This window comes from Campylobacter sp. JH32, assembly GCF_017846535.1.
Lineage (GTDB): Bacteria > Campylobacterota > Campylobacteria > Campylobacterales > Campylobacteraceae > Campylobacter_D > Campylobacter_D coli.
In genome coordinates this window covers 26,577-46,959 of record NZ_JAEQBS010000002.1, presented here as the reverse complement: position 1 = coordinate 46,959, position 20,383 = coordinate 26,577, and the positions used below count along the sequence as shown (strand labels likewise).

Genomic DNA, 20,383 nt, shown 5'->3' with positions numbered 1-20,383 from the left:
TCCTTAAAGTTCTATCCTAATAATACCTTCGGTATTAAAATTTGTATTTTCTGCTATTTCTGCAAAACTGAGTACAACTATATTGATATTAAAATTATAGCAAATATCAGCAATGAATTTTCTAAGTTGTGGCTCAACACAAAGTATAAAAGGCTTGATACGCCCATTTGCTACTGCGGCAACTTCAGTTCTTAAAGTGTCTACCAAAGTTCCTGTTTGCGCTACACTTAAAGGTAGATGGTAGCTACCATCTCTAAATTGCACATTTTCCATTAAAACTGCAGAACTAGCAGAGTCTAAAATGAAAATATCTAAATTTCCTTTATCGTCAAGATACATATTAGTAATCATTCTAGCCAAAGACGCCCTTACATGCTCTATAATCATATCAAAGCTTTTGCTTACTTCAGCAATATCGCTTATGGATTCTAAAATAGTCAGCATGTCTTTAATAGGTATATTGTGCTTGAGTAAATCTTTAAGAATTTTTTGAATAAGACTCACAGGAGCTACACCTAAAGCACCCTCTACTATGATTGGATAATCATTTTTAACCTTATCAAGAAGATTTTGCACCTCTTGGCGTGTAAGAAGTTCGCTTGCATGTGCTTTGATAAGCTCGCTCATATGCGTTGAGATCACACTTGCTGGATCTATAACGATATAGCCATTTAAAGTTGCTTCATCTTTTAAATTTGCATCTATCCAAAGTGCATCAGAGTTAAAAGCAGGTTCTTTTGTAGCAATCCCTTCAATCTCTTCTGTGATAAAGCCACTATCCATAGCCAAATATTTATCAGGATAAATTTCAGCACTTGCTATAGATACGCCCTTTAGTTTAAAGCTGTATTCATTAGGCTTAAGTCGTAAATTATCTCGAATTCTAATTTTTGGCATTAAAAAGCCCAAGCTTTCGGCAATACTTCTTCTCATGGAGCGAATTCTTTCGGTTAATTCGCTTTCGGCAAGTTTTATCAAACCATAACCTAGCTCAAGCTCTAAAATTTCAACCTTGAGTATATCGTTTATTTTATGCTCTTCTTCTTTTAAAATTTCTTCTTCGCTTTTTTTAGCAGGAGCAGTAACTCCGCCAGCCCCACCCGCTCCACTTGCAGCATTGGCCGCACTTGCTTTTGCTTTTTTAGGTGCATTAACTTCGATTTTACCCTCTTTTACCTGTTTGGTTAGATAACCAAGTCCTAAAAATACCAAAGCCATAAAACCTAGTGATAAATGTGGCAAACCTGGAACAAGAGCAAAGATAAAAAGGACAAAACCTACGATTAAAAGCGTTCGGTATTCGCTTAAAAGCTGTGTCAATGTCCCTTCGGCAAAATTTTCCTCATCCTTACTTGCGCGGGTAATGATAATAGCTGTTGCTGTAGAAGTGATAAGTCCTGGAATTTGTGATACAAGACCATCGCCTATGGTAAGTATAGTATAGGTGGAAGCTGCATCAGATAAGGCCATATCGTGCTGAAAAGCACCTATTAAAAAGCCGCCTATAATATTTATAATGGTTATAATAATACCTGCAACCGCATCCCCTTTGATAAATTTAGAAGAACCATCCATTGCACCATAGAAATTGGCTTCAGCGATAATTTCTTGACGCCTCGCTCTTGCAGTTTGCTCATCAATAAGTCCTGCATTTAAATCCGCATCGATAGCCATTTGTTTTCCTGGCATCGCATCAAGGGTAAATCTTGCTTGTACTTCAGAGACCCTTGTACTACCTTTGGTTACAACCATAAAGTTGATCAAAACCAAAATACAAAATACAATCACCCCAATGACCATATTTCCACCCACAACAAATTCTCCAAAGGCTGCGATGATCTCACTCACTGCTGCTGGACCATTCTGCCCTTCGCTTAGAATCATTCTTGTAGTGGCTATATTTAAAGAAAGTCTAAAAAGCGTAATGATGAGGATAAGAGTTGGAAAAGTGGTTAAATCCGTTGGTTTAGGGATATAAATAGAAATTAAAATAATAAGCACTGACAAAGCAATACTTAAAGCTAAAAAAAAGTCCAAAATAGGACTTGGCAAAGGAACGATAATAATAGCTAAAATACATACTATAAATCCAACTATAGTAAGGCTTTTAGCCCTTAATACAGGACCAATTAAAGGCCCCAAAAAAGGAAAAACAAGATCGACTAATTTATTTTTTGCCATTATGATTCATAATATCCGCTAGGGTAAGGGAGTCTAAAAATTCATCTACTTTGTTTTGTAAATTTACAAGCATTGGCATAAGAGTACAATTTTCTTCTTTGTTATTAGGGCATACTCCACCACTGCATTCAAAAACACTTACTTCTTTCTTTTCTGCACTATTGACAATTTCTTTTATGCTGTATTGATTTGGCTCTTTAATAAGAGCAAAACCACCTTTAGCGCCTTTGAAGGATTTTAATAAATTGTCTTTAGCTAGAGTTTGTAAAATTTTCGCTAAAAAACTTTTAGGAATATTAAGTTCTAATGCTAAAGAATCAACATCTTGAGGATTTTCTTTATGAGCGATATAAATCAAAGAAAGTAAAGCATACTCGCTAGCTTTGGTAAATAGCACGGATTTCTCCTTTTATTTAATAAAAAAATAGTTTTAATTATAATAAAAAAACCTTAGAAAATGGCTTAAAAAATGATGATTGAAATAAAAATATAAAATTCAGCTTATTTTTTGTTTTATTTGATATAATCTTAGCTTTTAAAATCACCAATCAGGAGGTCTATCATGGCTTTGGATTCGGCTAAAAAAGCAGAAATTGTTGCGAAATTCGCTAGAAAAGCGGGCGATACTGGCTCGACAGAAGTTCAAGTAGCACTTTTAAGTGCAAGAATTGCAGAACTTACAGAACATTTAAAAATCTACAAAAAAGATTTTTCTTCAAGATTAGGACTTTTAAAACTTGTAGGTCAAAGAAAAAGACTTTTAGCTTATCTAAAAAGAAAAGATTACAATTCTTATAGTAAATTAATTACAGAATTAAATCTCAGAGATAAATAAAATTTCACAAGCCCTTTTTTTCAGGGCTTGATCTTCAAATCATTCTTTAATCTTTTAAATTACCAAAGATTTATAAAATTTCTCTTTGTCCTTTAGAGTTTGGTTCGCTGAGCACTCCGCTTTCTGTAAGCTGATCAATAATATTGGCTGCGCGGTTGTATCCGATATTAAGCTTTCTTTGCAGATAAGAAATACTTGTTTTTCCATCGCTTAGTATAACGCGTTTGGCATCTTCATAAAGTTCATCATATTCGCCATTATTCATACTTTCACTACTTGTTACGCCCATACTTTGTTGATCTTTTAAAAAGCTTTCATCGTATTCTACGCTTTGTTGATCTTTTAAAAAGTCTACGATTTTTTCTATCTCAAATTCGCTTGCAAATGGAGCATGTAAACGAACGATAGAGCTTGTTCCAGGAGGAGTAAACAAACAATCCCCCCTACCTAACAAACTTTCAGCCCCCATAGCATCTAAGATAACTTTAGAGTCAATTTTTTGCCCTACTTTATAAGAAATTCTACTTGGTAAATTGGCCTTGATAAGCCCTGTTACAACATCTACCGATGGGCGTTGTGTCGCAACGATCAAATGAATTCCACTTGCTCTTGCCATTTGCGCTAAACGACCTATATAAAATTCCACATCCTTACCTGCAGTCATCATCAAATCAGCCAGTTCATCGATAATCACAACAATAAAAGGAAGTTCTTCTTCCCCTAGCTCTTTCATCTTTTCATTATAATTTTCTATGTTTTTAGTTTTTGCTTCAGCCATTAAACGATAGCGTCTTTCCATTTCTGCAACCATATTTGAAAGAGCATTAACTGCTTTTTTTGGATCGGTGATTACTGGTGTTAAAAGATGAGGGATGTCATTATAAATACTAAATTCAAGCATTTTTGGATCTATCATCATTAAGCGTAGAGTTTTTGGAGAGTTGCGATATAAAAGGCTTAAAAGCATAGAATTTATACCCACGCTCTTTCCACTTCCTGTGGTTCCTGCAATGAGTAAATGTGGAAGTTTCTTAAGATCAGTTACAAAAGCATTTCCTACTATATCTTTACCCAAAGCTATGGTTAAAGGACTTTTTGCGTTTTTAAAGACTTCGCTTTCTAAAATTTCTCTTAAATAAATAGTTTGAATTTCATCATTTGGCACTTCTATACCCACTACATCTTTTCCAGGAATAGGCGCTTGGATACGGATTGACTTTGCCATTAAAGCCATGGTTAAATCATCTTGCAAATTTAAAATACGACTGACTTTCACATCTGCACTCGGACGAAATTCAAAAGTAGTTACAACAGGTCCTATGTAAGTGCTGATAACATCGCCCCCTATTTTAAAACGACGCAATTTTTCAAGTAGATTATAGATTTTTTTATCAATTTCACTTTCATTAATCTCTTGCTTGTTGTGACTAGGGTTTGTTAGAAACTCAAGCGGTGGAAGCTCAAAATCTTTAGGTTTTTCCATTTCGCCCTGCTCTATTTCCCTAAGTAAAGCTTTGTTAAGCTCGATTTCTTTAGCTAAAATTGCTTTTTGCCTAGTGATTTCTTGGCTTGGTTCTTGTGAAATTTGCTCCTTGCTAAAGCTATTGTCTTGCTCTGTGATTTCATCTTTCTCTTGAATTGGGATTTGTTTATTTATTTGATTATTTAAAGGCTCTAGCTCTTCAATTTTTACAATAGGAGTAGGCTCTATATAAGGATGTTCCAATTCTTCAACTATGGGTATAAAATCATGGATGCTTTTATTTATGCTTTCCATTTTTTTGATTTCAATTTCACTTTCATCAAAGTCTATAATTTCAACCTCATTTGTCTTTTCTAAGATAGAAGGAATTGGTGCATTTTGTGTTTTTATTTCTTCTTTTGCGCTTGATACTTCTTGCAAAGGTGTACCAAAATTGTATTTACTTCCTTGTATGATATGATTTAAATTGGGCTCTAAACTATCCTTTTTTTCTAATTCTTTAATTTCTTCTTGAACTTTATTTTCTAAAATTTCATTTTGATAAGCTTTGTATTCTTGTTCTAATTTTGCCTCTTTCATTAAATTTTCTCTAAGCTCTAATTCTTTAGTAAAAATTTTTGGTTTTATTTCTTGCTTAGGTATAGAAATTTCAATATTTTTTCTTTTATAGCTTGGCTCATCTAAATTTTTATTGCTTGTGTCAATTTGTTTAATATCCTCAAGCTTTTTAGGTTTTAAAAATCGTTCTGGGATCATATCTACCTCTTCTTCTGAAATAAAATTAAAATCTTCATCAAGTTTTATACTCATTCTACTCGCTTTTTGGGCAAAATTTCTTACTTGTTGCGAGTTTTCATAAATGAAACTTTTAGCTTCTTTTATGCTTTCTTTATCTATCTCTACTTTTTCGTCTAAAATTTGGTTTTTGAGTTTTTCAAAGTTCTCTTTTGCGGTGATTATGGAATTTTTGCTTGCGTTTATATTGCTATATTTAACAAGCTCTTCTGTTGGATTTAAGTTTAAATTTTCGTTCTCATGTTGAATTTTTTCTTGAACGAAAGCTGTATTCTTTTCTAAAGTAACAATAGGTGCTTTAGGCTCTATCTTGCTTAAATCATCTTTTTCATTTTCTCCACCAAAAACTCTCATTAATAATACTTTTAAAGCATTTTCTATTTTGAGTAAAATATTAAAATTGATTTCAATTTTAAAAAGCTCTTTTGTAGTTTTTGGAAACAATAAAATAAAAGAAAAAAACAAAAGTAAAAGAGCGAAAATTCCGCTCCCAGTATGCCCCAAAATAGTAGAAAAAATCGCATAAGCAAGCTCTAATATATAGCCTGAATTAGGATAAAAAACTGCAAATAAAAGCAAACTCGAGAAAAAGGCAAATCCTATACCAAAAAGCTCTCTTCTTGTAAAATTAGCTAATTTGTAATTTCTTTTATAATAAACATAATTTAAAATAAATAAGAAAAAAGGATAATAATACGCAAATTCTCCAAACAAAAACAAATTTGCCTTATAAAGCCAAACTCCCATATCTGGAGCTAGCATACAAAGACACAGATAAAAGATACCAAAAGTAGAACTTGTAAAGATGGCTTCTTTTTTGATGATTTTTCCTTGAAAATAATTTTTTAAGAAGCCATTATAGCATAGTTTTTTTACATATAATTTAATAAGCTAAGTTGAGAAATTGTTGTACTAGCTTTAAGAGAAGCTTGATATGCAAGCTGTGTTTGCATTAAATTCATCATTGCCTCACCATAATCTACATCAATCACATTTGATTTTATACTTTGGACATTAACGCTTAAAAAGGATGTGCGTGTATTAACACCTTCGATAGTATTATGATATGCTCCCATAGTTGTATTAAGCTTGCTAACATGATCTGCTAAATGATCAAGTCTTTCTAAAGCTCCTTGCATACCTGTATTTCTAGGGTTTTCACTTTCGGAGTCTGCTCTCATATTGCCTTTTAAAACAGCATCAATCATTGAATCTAAATCTTTAATAATATCCACATTTGGCTCATCTATAGTTAAAGAATTATTCGCGCTAAAACTAAAATTTGGACCATTTTGCACAGTAGAAGTTGTGGTAAAAGGAGGTGCTGGAAATTGGCCACTTTGAGAATCACTAAGAGAAATTTCTATATTGGTTCCTGATGAAAGTTTATCAGTAACACTAATACGACCTTTATAATCCATACTTACATCAACAGTAGCTTGTGAATCTTTCATGAGTTGTTGTATTTGGGTATAATCTGCATTATTAATTTGACCATTATTGGCTTGTATGGTTGTTGTAGGAATTTTATCTGCAGCAAACATACCTATAATATCATTAATTTGACCATAAGTAATATCATTTGATCCTGTAACAACCCCACTATTTCCAGTTGCAGGATTAGTATGCATAATAGGAAAGCTTATGGTTTGACCTGGATTATTAGGATCAGGATAGCTTACAGTTGAAGTTTGTAAATTTATAGTAACATCGTAAGAATTTCTACCTTTGGAATTGACTTTTAAATTTAAAGTAGTACCATTTAGGCTATCTCCTGCCATTACCTCGCTAAGTTTGGTTGAATCAGTGGCATAAGCATTGCTTCCTTTGATAACTTGAGAAACATTACCATAAACAGTATTGCCATTTTTTTCAAAATACACATTATCGTAATCAGCTCCATTAGCAGCATTTCCATCTGTATCTGTCATTTTACTTTTGATAAAATCAGTTTGTTTTAAATCGATTGTGAATTGTTGATTGTTGATTGTTACAGTTACAGGGTTGTTTAATTTTGTTATATCTCCATTACTAGGAGCAGCCGTAGCAGCTTGCATAACCCTATTTGTAACTTCATTCATTGAAATACCTTCTTGTTTGGCAGCATCAATAATACCTGTAAGCTCAGTCTTATCATCAGCTTGTGGTGTGAAAGCTACAGCATGAAAATCGAGTTTATTATTACCTTGCTTTAGATCTGTAATTTGAATTTGACCACTATCATTCATACTTACTTCTACTACTTTATTATTTGGAGTATTACCATAAAGAGCTCCAATATTTTCCATTACATCTTCTAAAGTATCTTCGGGTTTTACAAGTACAGCACTTTTAAAACTTGTTCCATCGGGTCTTGTACCTTGAACATAAAGAGTTGTTGGAGGAAAATCTAGTTTGCTATCATCATACTCAAAGTCTTTGTCAGCATCTAAGCTATTATCTTTTACATAACCTTGTCCGATAAGTTGTTGCCATTTAGAATCTCCTGTGAGATATTTAGTTTTATCAGGGTCTTTATTTAAATCCCAACGATTATCTGTAAAACTAACATTAGTGCTTATTTGTTTTTTATAGTCTCCATCTGCTTTAAAAAATAAATCCCAACCTGGTATATTGTATGGGCTTTCAGTTCCAGCTCCAGTTACTACATTAATATTATTTTTATCTCCATAATAATTTCCGTTAGAATCAAAAGGTTTGTTTGCAACTTGAGAACCTGCAAAAAGATACTGACCATTAACACTGGTATTTGCAAGCTGAACTATGCTTTCTTTAATGCGTTCTAGTTCTTTGGCTATAGCCTCTCTTGAAGTTTGAGAATTACTATCGCTTGCTGCTTGAGTAACCTTTACTTTAAAATCCTCAAGAAGCTTAACCATATCTTGTAAAGCTTTCATGCTATTTTGCGTCATTTCTTTAGCTGAGTTTGTAGCTTGTTTAACTTGCTCTAAAGTTTTGAGTTCATATTCAAGGCGAGTATTATCTATATAAACACTTGCATCTTCATAAGAATTTTGGATTTTAATCCCTGATGAAAGTTGCTGCGAAATCTGATACAAAGAGCTTTGAGCGCCCATAGAAGTGCTTATAGAATTTGTAAAGTTGAGTTTATTTGTAATTCTCATATTCATCCTTGGAGTTTTGATTTAAATAAATCTTTTCAAACATTGCTTTGTAAATACAAGCAATAATTGTTCCAATTTTATTTTTACAATATCGGCATCAATAAAAATTTAATAATATTTTATCCTTAAAAAATTTTGATATTTTTCATACAAAACTCCATTTAAGCAAATAAAAAATAAATTTTAAAATATTTTATATATTTTTAAAGTCTTTTTTAGTCTAAAATAGATATAATTACACCTTACAAAGCCTGAGTGGTGAAACTGGTAGACGCGCCAGACTCAAAATCTGGTAAGGGCAACCTTGTGTCGGTTCGAGTCCGACCTCAGGCACCATTCCACTTGAATTTAACTAACTTCAAAGATTTTATTATAAAAATATTTATCATTTGTATTTTTATTGTTTCCATTTGTTTTGAAAAATTCATTTAATATTAGTTTTTCCCAGTTAAAGCATTTATTATAATATATGAAGAATATTTTTATGCAAGCAAATATGCTTTAAATTATGTTAAACATTTAATTATAAATTATTTAAAAATAATAAGCGCACTCTCTTAAAATAAGATAAAAATAGCCCTATGTTCTTAAATAAGATTAAAAATGTATAATTAAACTTAAATTAAACTAAAATTTGATATAGTTCGCGCAATAGAGAAAGTTTAAATAAAAAATTAAAAAGTCATATTTATTTAAACTGAAATATTTGTATTATTTTTCATAAAAAAATTATGATACAAATAAAAATCTATTACCAATAACTAAAAAAAAAGGGGGGGGGGTTATGGAAGCAAAAGGAATAGCGATATTTCCTGCAAATGTTGCATTTAATAAAAAAACAAATGCTTTTTTTTACTGAATTGGAAGATCAGTTTTTAAAAGGAGAAGTCGGCAAAAGTAGCATAAAATTAGACTTCGAATACTATATTTTATATTCTCAATTTTTACAAATAGATAGAGAATCCTTAATTTCTGGAAGAAACTATGAACTTGTGTTTTGCTTTTTACTTTATTATAGAGCTTTATTAAATAAAAACAATACTCAAAAAATCGTAGCAAAAATAATCAATGCTATACGCTGTCAAGAAAGATTACCAGAGAAAATACATTATAAAGAAAAAATAATTTGCATGGATAATCACCATAGAGATCTTTCTCAAATATTAAGCTCGTGTGTTGTGGAATTTTATAATTCAATTGATCTATACAATACCTTCAGAAAAAATATAGGATTTGAAAATAGAAAAAAATAGCGATAGAAATGCTAAATCGCGCATCAGAGCACTATGGTTTTTTTGGATTAAATAGAGGAGGAATAACATATAAAGAAGTAAAAATCTCTTGCGCCCCCATACCAGTTTTAAATGAATTTCATCATGCCATGTCGCATTTATGCGAAGTATTTTTAAAAGATGATGCACGATATACCAATCTAGAAAGAGCAATCCCTCACTTTAAACGCGGAATGATGGATATATATAAAACAATCATCAGAGATTTTCTTATATTAAACCAAGATGCTTTAGGAGTCAAACAAGAAGCTCTAAAAATAAGAGAATTAGAATATCAAACCATAGGAAAACCCAAAAAAGTAACAAAAAATCCTACCTCAAACCTAATCAGCAAAAAAGAAGAAAAAGTTATCCCAGGATATAAAGAATTATGTGAAAGAATTGTCAGACAAAGTAAAAATACAAACTAAAAGCGATATGAATTAAGCTTTAGTATGCAGTTTTGGCTTATTGACTTGCTATTTTGTATACTTAAAGCTATCTTTGATATTTAATTTCAAATTTTAACAATTAAAAAATTAAAAATTTTATAAGATTTAATTATTATCAATGCAAAGGTAAAACAAAATAAAAATTTTTAGGCCAAATCTCAAATTTTAATTCTCCTTTATGAGTATTAATGATTTCTTTAGAAAGTGATAAGCCTAATCCATTGCCTTTAAGTTTAGTTGTCTTAAAAGCTTCAAAAACTGCATTTTCATCTTTAATTTCACAACCATTATCATAAACTCTAATGTATAAATTTTGCTCATCACAGCTTGCTTGAATTTTGATTTTAGGATTTTCACACTCGCTTTCTTCAATCGCATCTATGGCATTATAAATTAAATTTTGCAAAACCAAAGACAAAAGTGCTTTATCTCCATAAATTTTCATATCTAAAAACTTAATTTCAAAATCAATTTGAGATGAGTAGTTGTAAGAATTTATGGCACTTTCGCACTCTTCTGTTAATTCTAAAAGATTAAACTCATTTGCATTGATGTGCACACCTTTAGTAAAAAGTAAAGTAGAATTTACGATACGCTCTACCCTAGCAATAGCCTTTTGAATTTCAAGTACGATATGTTTGTTTTTAAGTTCGCTACGAGAAAAAAGTGTAGAAGCAAGCAAGGATATAGATCCTATAGGATTTCTTATCTCATGTGCTAAATGCGCCGCCACACTTCCCATACTAGCAAGTCTTTCATTACGCTTTTCATCGCTAATATCCGTAGCTGAAACTATGGTTTTTTCATTATGAGCGATAATTTTAACCGCATAAAATCTATTCTCAAATTCAAGCTCATCACGATTTTTTTCAAGACTGATAATATCAAGCAATTTAGGTTTTTTCAAGGCTTCTTGATTTTGCAAAATAATATTTTTTTCTTTATCTAAAATCCAAAGCGCACTAGGCAAAACCTCGATAATCTCATCTACCATAGCACGCAAAGAATTGTAATTTTCATTTAAAATTTTATATTCATTTTCTACGATATAAGTTTGCTCTATAAGGCTTTGTAAGCCTTTTTGTAAGGTTTCTTTTTCACTTGAATCAAGACTTTTTAAAATATTTTCATTCATTTATCTTCCTCTAATAAAATTTTAAAATCATTTAAATCTAGCAAAAGTAAATCTTGCTTGCAAATTTTATAAAATTCTTTACTAAAACCATTTTTTGAAATGATAATATAATTATTTGGTTCTAACTTTAAAGATTTTGCTTTTGATTCTAAAAGATTTAAAATATTTCTACAAATTTTTTTATTTTTAAATTTAACTTCACCGATAAAACTTATCTCATCATCCTTATAATAAAGATCAAGTTCTAAATTTTTATCCCAATAACTTTGCACCCCACTCACTTGAAATTTTTTCTCAAGTAATTCCCTAGAGAGCTGTTCAAAACAAAAACTTTGATAAAGCTCAAATTTCTCTTTAATCAATCCCAAAACTTCTTCATAATGATTTTGTAAAATCAACTTTTCATTGGGCTTTAAAAAATAAAAAAAGAAACGGGTGAAGTGATTGGCAAAGATAATTTTATCTTGTATCACATAAGATCTCAATTCTTTTTTAAGTTTTTGTCGTTTATCTTTTATCCTTTTTGCTTCTTTGCTATGCTCAAGTTTTATAATCCCCGCTCTTAAAAGATATTTTAAAGTTGATAAAGCTTTAAAATGCTGAATTTTTCTATTGATAGAAAAACGCTTACGATTGTTTTTAGCCAGTAAGCTAAGAGCATAAGAAGCGGTTTCATCAAGCTTAAAATAATCTTTAATATGTAAGTAATTTTTCAATAAAAGATATTCTATATTCTCAAACACATCTTCTTCAAAATTTAAACTATCTAAACTCTCAAAACCCTCAAAAACACTATAAAAATCAAAAATTTTAGCTAAAGCTGAAGTATTGCAAAATTTTGCAAAGTGATTAAAATTTATATTTTTCCTTTTTAAAAGTATTTTTATAGTATAATTTTAGCAAATTTTTAAAGGATTGTGCTTGCAAATTTCAGATTTAAAAAAAGAAATAATTTTAAAAAAAGGCACCTTGCATTTTGACTTTACAGCTAGTGCTTTAGCGCTAAAATGCGTGGAAAAAGAAATTGCTAAAATACTACCAAGCTATGCCAATACTCATTCTGATAGCTCTTTAAACTCTTTTAAAACTCAACAAATTTATGAACAAGCACGCAAAGATATCAAAACAAGCCTTGATTTAAGCGATGAATTTGCACTTATTGCTTGCGGATCAGGCTCTAGCAGCGCCATTAAAAAATTTCAAGAATTGCTTGGAATTTACATCCCGCCACTTATCAAAGAAAAGTATTTTGATAAAGTGGATAAAAACACCCTACCCTTAGTTATCGTAGGGCCTTACGAACATCATTCTAACGAGCTTTCTTTTCGCGAAGGTTTGTGTGAATGCATAAGAATTCCCCTAGATAAAAAAGGAAATATAGACTTTGAAATCTTAGAAAAAGTTTTAAAAGAAAATCAACACAGAAAAATCATTGCTAGTTTTTCCCTCGCTTCAAATGTTACAGGTATATTAAGTGATTATAAACGCATTTCTAAGTTAGTGCGTAAATTTAAAGGCATAGTCGCTTTTGATGCGTCAAGCTTTATCCCTTATAAAAATATAGCCTGCAAGTATTATGATGCTTTATTTATAAGCTCTCATAAATTAATCGGCGGCATAGGAGGTTCTGGTCTTTTAGCAATTAAAAAAGAACTTTGCGGAAGTAAACCTAGTTTTGCCGCAGGAGGGACTGTAGGCTATGTTTCGCGTACCTCTCAATGCTATCTTTGCAATGAAGAGGCTTTAGAAGAAGGAGGGACTCCTGGAATTTTACAACTCATTCGTGCGAGCTTAGCTTTTAAAATAAAGGATGAAATAGGCATAGAAGAAATAGAAAAAAAAGAAGAAATTTTAAAAGAATACTTCTTTGAAAAACTAAAAACAATACCTCATTTAATCCTATATGCTAATAATATAAAAACTCGCTTACCTATCTTTGCTTTTAATATTAAAAATATTTCTCCTTTTGACTTAGCCTATGAACTGAGTAAAAAATACCACATAGAAACACGTGCGGGATGTGCTTGCGCTGGTCCTTATGGGCATGATTTATTGGGCTTAAAGGACAATGAGGAATTAAAAACTAAACCGGGTTGGCTAAGAATTAGTTTGCATTATACTCATGAAAAAGAAGATATTGATTATTTCTTTGAAGCACTGCAAAAAAGTATCGCTAAATTAAAATTTTAAAGATGGCGCAGCGGACGGGGCTCGAACCCGCGACCTCCGCCGTGACAGGGCGGCATTCTAACCAGCTGAACTACCGCTGCACCTAAGAAGTAATAATTGAATGGTGGTCACTATAAGACTCGAACTTATGACATCCACCTTGTAAGGGTGGCGCTCTACCAACTGAGCTAAGCGACCTTAATTTTTGGCGACCCCTAGAGGATTTGAACCTCTGTTTCCACACAGAGAGAGTGTTGTCCTGGGCCACTAGACGAAAGGGTCTAAACCCGATAAGTGGTGTCCCGTGTTGGATTCGAACCAACGGCCCCCTCCTTAAAAGGGAGATGCTCTACCGGCTGAGCTAACGAGACATATGGCGCAGCGGACGGGGCTCGAACCCGCGACCTCCGCCGTGACAGGGCGGCATTCTAACCAGCTGAACTACCGCTGCACCTAAGAAGTAATAATTTAATGGTGGTCGCTATAAGACTCGAACTTATGACATCCACCTTGTAAGGGTGGCGCTCTACCAACTGAGCTAAGCGACCTTAAAAAATAAATGGTGTCCCGTGTTGGATTCGAACCAACGGCCCCCTCCTTAAAAGGGAGATGCTCTACCGGCTGAGCTAACGAGACATTTTTTAAATGAAAATGTGATTATGCCAAAATATATATCGATTTGTCAAGGAAATTTAGCTTATTTTTGATATTTTCTTTCTAAATAGCGTGAAAATACACCTATAGGTAAGGTTAAGATAAGATATGCAAAAGCTAAAACGATATATCCTTCCAAGGTTGCAAAGATATATGAATTCACTTCTTGTATACTTTGAGTAAGCTCATTAAGTGCAATCACGCTTAATAAAGAACTGTCTTTGATAAGGTTAGCAAGTTGCCCACTAATAGGAGCTAAAATATTTTTAATAGCTTGAGGAAAAATGATGTATAAAAAAATTTGCCTTTCGCTAAGTCCTAAAGCCCTAGCGCTTTCTATTTGAATGATAGGTACACTTAAAATCCCTGCTCTAAAAATTTCAGATAAATAAGCTGCTGAAAACATGGAAAGGATAAATATCCCTACGATGTAGCGATCATCAAATCCTAAGCTATTTGCAATGATATAAAAAACTAAAAGCACTTGCACAAGCAAGGGGGTTCCTCGTATAAGCTCCACATATAAAGTAGCAAAAAATCTCAAAATAATAATCTTACTTAAAGAAAAAAAGCAAATTACAATCCCCAAAAATATACTGCATATTAAAGCAAAAAAACTAACAGATAGGGTTTGAAAAAAACCATAGATAATTTTATTTTTATATTCTAGTAAAGAAACAAAATTGAAATGATAAGCACTCACACTAAAGCTAAAATAAAAAAATAAGCTTAAAATAAAAATTAAAACCAAAGAATTAAAAAATATCGTTTTTTTAGAAAGTGGTGCTTGAAATTTAAAATTTTTACATTTTTGTATAAATAAAGACAAGTTTTCTCCTTTTATTGTAGATATTTTAGCCAAAGTCTAATTAAATTTAATTAAGCTCTAATTTTAAAATTTTTTATAAGTTAAACTTAACTATGATTATAAAAACAAAATAAGGAAACTAAAATGCTGATTTTAGGACACTATTTATTAACACAAAATTCAAATTTTTGCTTTATTGATGAAAGCAAAAAACTAAAAAAAGATCAAATTTCTTGCTTTTTGTATAATGAAGAAATCATCCAAAATGCAAAAAATGAAAATTTGGATTTTGCTGTTTTGATACAAGATAAAAATGAAATTTTTCTAAGCAATGCTTTAGGGGCTAAATTTTTACTTTTTGATGATGAAAATTTAGCTCGTTTTGCTTCTGAAGTAGCGGAATTTTATCTCTTTGATAGCAAAATTTTACTCCTAGTAGAAAATTTACATAAGCTTGAAAAAGCTTATGAATTAAGACTTGATGGAGTGATTTTAAAAAGTCTAATACAAGATTATCATTAAGAAAAAAATCATCCTTGATGATAATCTTTATTTAAATTTCTAGTAAAATACATAGCTGCATAAATTCCAAACATAGCTATAAAGGTTCCTATCAATAATGCATATTCATCTTGCTTTAACATAATAAACAAACATAAATATAAAATAAATAAAATCGTAGCCATTACTATAGCAAAACGCTTTTGCCCCATGATGCTTAAAGTGTAAAGTGATAAAGGTATAATTATAGCCAAGCTTGAAAAAAGATAAGCAAAATTAAATCCTATGCGCTCGCTAAAACTTAAAAGCATAAGGTAAAATACTATCAAACTTGCTCCTAAAATCGCGTATTGAAGTAAAATAACATTTTTCTTTGAAGCAAGCTCGCATAAAAACAACACCAAGAAAGTTAAAATAATAAACAAATACCCATATTTTATCATACGATCGATCAAGCGATACTCATCCACCCCTTGATAAAACTCAACACTCAATCTTCTTTTCTCCACCCTATCATTTGAGATGCTATTTTGAAATTCATAAAAAGCACTAAAACCCTTTTTATCGATAGAATAATCATTTGGCAAAGCATATTCAAAGGAAGGGTTTGTAGCATTTGAGTTTATATGTATGATATTTTCTTTAGCTTGCATATTAGCATCAAAAGAGCCATAACCTTTTAATTGTAAAGTTCCACTTACCCATAAAACATCTTTTAAGATATTAAATTGTAAATCTTTTAAATTTCCATTTGAAAATTGGATAGAATTTTCATCAAAATTGCTTAAATTTTCCATATTAAAACTTGCATTAAAATCCACGAAAGCAGTATAAAGCGGAATTTTATAAATACCCTTAATGCGTTCTTGATATTTTAAATCCACCCAAAGCTCTAATTTATTAGGCAAAATTTTTTCATTTAAACTTGGCGTATAAAACTCATCACTACCCCAAGCTTTTCCCATCAATGAAATAACATTTTGTGCATTATATTTTCTATCTTCTACTAAGGTTTTTAACATCAATAAAGGAATAAGTAAAACTATGCTTATAATAAAAATCAAAACACCTTTTAAAGTAAGAGATTTTAATCTTTGATTTCTAGCATACTCTTGCATGAATTTATTTTCGTCAAATTTTTGCTCCATCTTTTTTCCCTATTCGTTTCTTAAAGTATCTAAAACATTGATTTGTGTTGCTTTTTTAGCAGGATAATAAGAAGATAAAGCAATGATTATCAAAGCACCCACCAAGGTTAAAGAAAAATCCATCACAGATAAATCAAGCGGTAATTTGCTCGTACCATAAACATCTGCGGGCAAGGTGACAATATCAAAATTTCCTAAAAGCCACAAAGCAAAAAATGCGAGTATGATTCCTATGATCATACCGCCACCACCTATTAGCATGCCTAAGGCAAAAAAGCTTTTCTTAACTTCTAATTTACTAGCACCTAAAGCAAGTAAAAGTGCGATTTCGGTGCGACGATTCATTACTATCATCAGTAAAGAACTCACTATATTTAAGCTTGCCACCAAGATAATAAGCATCAAAACAATAAAAAGCGCTCTTTTTTCAAGCTTAAGAGCAGAAAAGAAGTTTTGATTTTGTTCCCACCAGCCTACAACAGCATAATCACTCTTTAGGTAGGATTTAAGTTTTTCTACATCCTTAAATGCATTTTCGCTATAAACATGTACGCCATCATAACTTTGTTGATTGCTAATACCAAGTACTTTTCGAAGTGCGTTTACATCCGTATACATATAAGCTTTATCATAAAATATAAGCCCTGAAGTGAAACGCGCTTTCACATCAAAGCGTTTAGCTTGTGGAACCAAAGAAAATCCACTGGGGCTAAGATTTGAAAAGATAAGTGAAAGTTTGTCGTTTTTATGTAAATTAAGTTCATCTGCAAGCACCGAACCCACAAGTATATCAAAGCCGCTTAAATTCTTATCTTTTAAAGCTTTAGCTACCACTTCATTGATCTTAACTTCATCGTTGAAATTCACGCCAAAAAGGACACCTCCTTCAAAGCGATTGTCTGCTTTTGCTACAACTTGAGTGCTAATATACGGACTAAAAAGCAAATGAGGAAATTCTCTTTTAAGCTCTGTTACCAAATCATCATTCATAGGAGAATAAAATTTTGGCACTATGGTAATAGGATAATTCATCACAAAAAAACGCTTTTCAAATTCTTTATCAAAGCCATTCATGATAGCCATTGCCACAAGTAAAACACAAAGTCCTACACAAACTCCTAGAAAAGCTAAAAGCATAGAGAGATTGATAAAGGGTTGCTCTTTATCAAATCTTAAGTATTTAAAAAGTAGATATTTTAAAACGCTTTTTTTCAAGCTAAAATTCCTTGTTTAGGCCCACTTTTTCCATGACATTCTTTAAATTTTTTACCGCTTCCACAAGGACAAGGAGCATTGCGTGGAACTTTTTTAAATTCAGCTTCGCCTAAATTATCCTCACTAGCACCCATTTCTACTGATTTTTCAAATAAAGCTTCATTTTCTTGATTTGCTTTTTCTTCTAAATTTTGTGCTTCTTCTTGGTTAAATTTCACACTAAAAAGCAATTTGATGCTATCAAATTTGATACGATTAACAAGCTCTAAAAAAAGATTATAACTTTCTTTTTTGTATTCTACTAAAGGATCTTTTTGATTATATCCGCGAAGTCCTATACCTGTTTTTAAAATATCCATTTGATATAAATGCTCACGCCAAGCATTGTCTAAAACTTGCAAATATAAAATGCGCTCTATGTGATGAAGCTGTTTAGAATCCAATTTTGACATTTTTTCATCGTATGATTTTTCTAGTATTTCGCTTAGTTTTTCTTGCATTTCAATCAAGCTAAGATTTTCAAAATCACTTTGTTTAAGTTCAATGGAACATTCATCCAAAATTTTAGCTTTTAAATTTTCAAAATTTAATTCTGTTCCACTTTCTTCAATCATAAAATCATTCATGATATAAGCACTATATTCTGCAATATTTTGTGAAATTTTGGTTTTGATATCATATTCTTCATCTAAAAGTTCATTGCGGTAACGATAGATGGTCTTTCTTTGTTCATTGGCCACATCATCATACTCAAGCAAATGTTTTCTACTTTCAAAATGCAAGTTTTCAACCTTTTTTTGCGCATTTTCAACTGCTCTTGTTACAATCCTTGATTCTATATGCTCGCCCTCTTGTATTCCCAAGCGCTCCATAATATTTTTGATACGATCTCCACCAAAAATTCTTAAAAGATTATCTTCCAAACTCAAATAAAAACGGCTAATACCTGGATCGCCCTGTCTTCCAGCACGACCACGAAGTTGGTTATCAATCCTGCGGCTTTCATGTCTTTCTGTACCAATGATATAAAGTCCGCCCAAAGCTCTTATCTCATCATCGATTTTTATATCCACACCACGACCTGCCATATTTGTAGCGATAGTCACTGCACCTTTTTTACCCGCATCTTGGATAATTAAAGCTTCTTGCTCGTGATTTTTAGCATTTAAAACATGATGAGGAATTTTTTCTTTTACAAGCATATTGTGAAAAACTTCACTTCTTTCAATGCTTGCAGTCCCTACAAGTACGGGTTGACCTTTAGCATTTGCCTTTTTGATTTCTTCAATTACAGCTTTAAATTTTTCATTTTGAGTTTTATAAATCAAATCATCCTTATCCTGTCTTTTAATAGGAATATTTGTAGGTATAGAAACAACATCTAAGCTGTAAATTTGGGAAAATTCAGTTGCTTCTGTTTGTGCCGTTCCTGTCATACCGGCTAATTTTTCATACATTCTAAAATAGTTTTGAAATGTAATATCAGCTAAAGTCTGACTTTCTTCTTGAATTTTTACATTTTCCTTAGCCTCTAAAGCTTGATGAAGTCCTTCGCTAAATCGGCGACCCTCGCTTAAACGACCCGTAAATTCATCAACGATGATTACTTCGTTATTTCTTAGAACATAATGCACATCTTTTTCAAAAAGATTGTGTGCCTTTAAAGCTTGATCAAGCTGATGAGCCAAGATAGCATTATCAAGACTGTATAAATTTTCCACACCAAATAATTTTTCAGCTTTGGCAATTCCTGCTTCTGTGATTAAGATATTACGATTTTTTTCATCCACTATAAAATCACCCTCAGGTTTAGCAGGAGGTAAAACCGCCTCACCTCTTTGCATTTGCTTGGCTACTTCATTTGCCTTGATATAACCGTCTAAAGTACGATTTGTAGGGCCACTGATGATAAGCGGGGTTCTTGCTTCATCGATTAAAATACTATCTACTTCATCCACAATAACAAAATGATGTTCTCTTTGTACCTTTTCGGCCTTTGAAAATTTCATATTATCACGCAAATAATCAAAACCAAATTCATTATTTGTCCCATAAGTAATATCACAATCATAGGCTTTTTTATGTTCTAAATCACTATTTTGAGATGAAAGAATCACGCCTACGCTAAAGCCTAAAAAATTATAAATCGCACTCATTTGTTCCGCATCTCTTTTAGCCAAATAATCATTGACTGTAACCACATGCACGCCTTTTCCACTCATGGCATTTAGCACAACAGGTAGAGTTGCTACAAGAGTTTTACCCTCCCCTGTTTTCATTTCTGCGATTTTTCCATCGTGCAAAACCATACCGCCGATTAATTGCACATCAAAATGGCGCATATTTAAAGTTCTTTTTCCCACTTCTCTAACTATGGCAAAAACATCATTTAAAATATCACTTTCTTTTTTTTCTCCGCTTAGAATTTGCTCTTTAAATTTTCCAAATTCAGCCTTTAATTCATCATCACTTAAATTTTGATATTTACTCTCAAGAGTATTTATTTGTGCTACTCGTTTAAGATATTTTTTTACCTCACGATCATTTTTTGTCCCAAATACGGCTTTTAAGGTATTTAAAAACATTTTTAAACCTCTTTTGATATTTTTTT

15 protein-coding genes and 8 tRNA genes are annotated in these 20,383 nt (G+C 31.7%); 6 read left to right on the top strand and 17 right to left on the bottom strand.

All coding sequences use genetic code 11. From position 1 onward, the window contains the following. Positions 1–3: 3 nt before the first annotated feature. Together flhA and KAR67_RS01555 are read right to left on the bottom strand one after the other, a co-directional pair. A complete protein-coding gene (gene flhA, locus KAR67_RS01560; protein WP_002792410.1) occupies positions 4–2,181 on the bottom strand; it encodes a flagellar biosynthesis protein FlhA in 2,178 nt (725 codons plus the stop codon). Beyond that, the gene (locus tag KAR67_RS01555) at positions 2,168–2,578 is read right to left on the bottom strand and encodes an RrF2 family transcriptional regulator (RefSeq protein ID WP_131235499.1); all 411 of its coding nucleotides are present in this window, start codon (positions 2,576–2,578) and stop codon (positions 2,168–2,170) included. Before KAR67_RS01555 ends, flhA begins: the two co-directional genes overlap by 14 nt. A gap of 165 nt (positions 2,579–2,743) precedes the next feature. Between KAR67_RS01555 and rpsO the strand changes: the two genes are divergently transcribed. Then, a complete protein-coding gene (rpsO, locus tag KAR67_RS01550) occupies positions 2,744–3,016 on the top strand; it encodes a 30S ribosomal protein S15 (protein WP_002781371.1) in 273 nt (90 codons plus the stop codon). A 70-nt stretch (positions 3,017–3,086) separates the two neighbouring features. Here rpsO and KAR67_RS01545 read toward each other — a convergent pair whose 3' ends face one another. Both KAR67_RS01545 and flgL read right to left on the bottom strand, forming a co-directional pair. Beyond that, positions 3,087–6,056, bottom strand: coding sequence for a DNA translocase FtsK (locus KAR67_RS01545; protein WP_002781369.1), 2,970 nt, complete (start codon positions 6,054–6,056; stop codon positions 3,087–3,089). Positions 6,057–6,166: 110 nt separating this feature from the next. After that, positions 6,167–8,419, bottom strand: coding sequence for a flagellar hook-associated protein FlgL (gene flgL, locus KAR67_RS01540; RefSeq protein WP_162284537.1), 2,253 nt, complete (start codon positions 8,417–8,419; stop codon positions 6,167–6,169). A 249-nt stretch (positions 8,420–8,668) separates the two neighbouring features. Between flgL and KAR67_RS01535 the strand changes: the two genes are divergently transcribed. The 3 genes from KAR67_RS01535 (at position 8,669) to KAR67_RS09550 (ending at position 10,121) form a co-directional block, all read left to right on the top strand. Next, positions 8,669–8,755 (top strand) — tRNA-Leu (locus KAR67_RS01535). A 506-nt stretch (positions 8,756–9,261) separates the two neighbouring features. Next, the gene (locus tag KAR67_RS01530) at positions 9,262–9,672 is read left to right on the top strand and encodes a hypothetical protein (protein ID WP_223208471.1); all 411 of its coding nucleotides are present in this window, start codon (positions 9,262–9,264) and stop codon (positions 9,670–9,672) included. Positions 9,673–9,680: 8 nt separating this feature from the next. Beyond that, the gene (locus tag KAR67_RS09550) at positions 9,681–10,121 is read left to right on the top strand and encodes a hypothetical protein (RefSeq protein ID WP_032685540.1); all 441 of its coding nucleotides are present in this window, start codon (positions 9,681–9,683) and stop codon (positions 10,119–10,121) included. Between the two features lie 136 nt (positions 10,122–10,257). On the opposite strand, the gene KAR67_RS01520 is transcribed toward KAR67_RS09550, so the two are convergent. Together KAR67_RS01520 and KAR67_RS01515 are read right to left on the bottom strand one after the other, a co-directional pair. Beyond that, positions 10,258–11,277 carry a HAMP domain-containing sensor histidine kinase gene (locus tag KAR67_RS01520; RefSeq protein ID WP_002784756.1) on the bottom strand — a complete coding sequence of 340 codons (1,020 nt, stop codon included), beginning with the start codon at positions 11,275–11,277 and terminating at the stop codon, positions 10,258–10,260. Beyond that, positions 11,274–12,158, bottom strand: a complete 885-nt coding sequence (locus KAR67_RS01515) for a DUF234 domain-containing protein (RefSeq protein WP_025443318.1) — start codon at positions 12,156–12,158, stop codon at positions 11,274–11,276. The genes KAR67_RS01520 and KAR67_RS01515 overlap by 4 nt, the downstream gene beginning before the upstream one ends. A gap of 34 nt (positions 12,159–12,192) precedes the next feature. On the opposite strand from KAR67_RS01515, the gene KAR67_RS01510 reads away from it, so the two are divergent. Continuing rightward, on the top strand, positions 12,193–13,467 hold the full coding sequence (locus KAR67_RS01510) for an aminotransferase class V-fold PLP-dependent enzyme (RefSeq protein WP_072222716.1): 1,275 nt from the start codon (positions 12,193–12,195) through the stop codon (positions 13,465–13,467). Between the two features lie 3 nt (positions 13,468–13,470). Here the strand turns inward: KAR67_RS01510 and KAR67_RS01505 are convergent. From KAR67_RS01505 to KAR67_RS01470, 8 genes are all read right to left on the bottom strand, one after another. Continuing rightward, positions 13,471–13,547: transfer RNA gene (locus KAR67_RS01505), tRNA-Asp, on the bottom strand. 21 nt (positions 13,548–13,568) lie between these two features. Further along, positions 13,569–13,644, bottom strand: a tRNA-Val gene (locus KAR67_RS01500). A gap of 8 nt (positions 13,645–13,652) precedes the next feature. After that, positions 13,653–13,728: transfer RNA gene (locus KAR67_RS01495), tRNA-Arg, on the bottom strand. A gap of 13 nt (positions 13,729–13,741) precedes the next feature. Continuing rightward, a tRNA-Lys gene (locus tag KAR67_RS01490) sits at positions 13,742–13,817 on the bottom strand. A gap of 3 nt (positions 13,818–13,820) precedes the next feature. Next, positions 13,821–13,897 (bottom strand) — tRNA-Asp (locus KAR67_RS01485). 21 nt (positions 13,898–13,918) lie between these two features. Further along, positions 13,919–13,994 (bottom strand) — tRNA-Val (locus KAR67_RS01480). Positions 13,995–14,006: 12 nt separating this feature from the next. Further along, positions 14,007–14,082: transfer RNA gene (locus tag KAR67_RS01475), tRNA-Lys, on the bottom strand. 61 nt (positions 14,083–14,143) lie between these two features. Further along, positions 14,144–14,929 carry an amino acid ABC transporter permease gene (locus KAR67_RS01470; protein ID WP_002776916.1) on the bottom strand — a complete coding sequence of 262 codons (786 nt, stop codon included), beginning with the start codon at positions 14,927–14,929 and terminating at the stop codon, positions 14,144–14,146. A 123-nt stretch (positions 14,930–15,052) separates the two neighbouring features. Here KAR67_RS01470 and KAR67_RS01465 point away from each other — a divergent pair, with 123 nt between their 5' ends. Continuing rightward, positions 15,053–15,430, top strand: a complete 378-nt coding sequence (locus KAR67_RS01465) for a hypothetical protein (protein ID WP_002776914.1) — start codon at positions 15,053–15,055, stop codon at positions 15,428–15,430. A gap of 8 nt (positions 15,431–15,438) precedes the next feature. Here the strand turns inward: KAR67_RS01465 and KAR67_RS01460 are convergent, their stop codons facing one another. Genes KAR67_RS01460 through secA form a run of 3 tightly spaced genes read right to left on the bottom strand, consistent with a single transcriptional unit; the run spans position 15,439 to position 20,357 of the window. Next, complete coding sequence (locus tag KAR67_RS01460; RefSeq protein ID WP_002776912.1) at positions 15,439–16,557, bottom strand: inner membrane CreD family protein; 1,119 nt, start codon at positions 16,555–16,557, stop codon at positions 15,439–15,441. 9 nt (positions 16,558–16,566) lie between these two features. Then, on the bottom strand, positions 16,567–17,772 hold the full coding sequence (locus KAR67_RS01455; RefSeq protein WP_002823121.1) for an ABC transporter permease: 1,206 nt from the start codon (positions 17,770–17,772) through the stop codon (positions 16,567–16,569). Continuing rightward, on the bottom strand, positions 17,769–20,357 hold the full coding sequence (gene secA / locus KAR67_RS01450; RefSeq protein WP_162284538.1) for a preprotein translocase subunit SecA: 2,589 nt from the start codon (positions 20,355–20,357) through the stop codon (positions 17,769–17,771). The genes KAR67_RS01455 and secA overlap by 4 nt, the downstream gene beginning before the upstream one ends. Positions 20,358–20,383: the final 26 nt, after the last annotated feature.

Bases quoted from the DNA above. Each gene is read 5' to 3' on its own strand.
- KAR67_RS01520 (WP_002784756.1), bottom strand. From the start codon at position 11,277: ATGAATGAAAATATTTTAAAAAGTCTTGATTCAAGTGAAAAAGAAACC.
- flhA (WP_002792410.1), bottom strand. From the start codon at position 2,181: ATGGCAAAAAATAAATTAGTCGATCTTGTTTTTCCTTTTTTGGGGCCT.
- KAR67_RS01460 (WP_002776912.1), bottom strand. From the start codon at position 16,557: ATGGAGCAAAAATTTGACGAAAATAAATTCATGCAAGAGTATGCTAGA.
- secA (WP_162284538.1), bottom strand. From the start codon at position 20,357: ATGTTTTTAAATACCTTAAAAGCCGTATTTGGGACAAAAAATGATCGT.
- KAR67_RS01530 (WP_223208471.1), top strand. From the start codon at position 9,262: ATGCTTTTTTTTACTGAATTGGAAGATCAGTTTTTAAAAGGAGAAGTC.
- KAR67_RS01465 (WP_002776914.1), top strand. From the start codon at position 15,053: ATGCTGATTTTAGGACACTATTTATTAACACAAAATTCAAATTTTTGC.
- rpsO (WP_002781371.1), top strand. From the start codon at position 2,744: ATGGCTTTGGATTCGGCTAAAAAAGCAGAAATTGTTGCGAAATTCGCT.
- KAR67_RS01545 (WP_002781369.1), bottom strand. From the start codon at position 6,056: ATGCTAGCTCCAGATATGGGAGTTTGGCTTTATAAGGCAAATTTGTTT.
- KAR67_RS09550 (WP_032685540.1), top strand. From the start codon at position 9,681: ATGCTAAATCGCGCATCAGAGCACTATGGTTTTTTTGGATTAAATAGA.
- flgL (WP_162284537.1), bottom strand. From the start codon at position 8,419: ATGAGAATTACAAATAAACTCAACTTTACAAATTCTATAAGCACTTCT.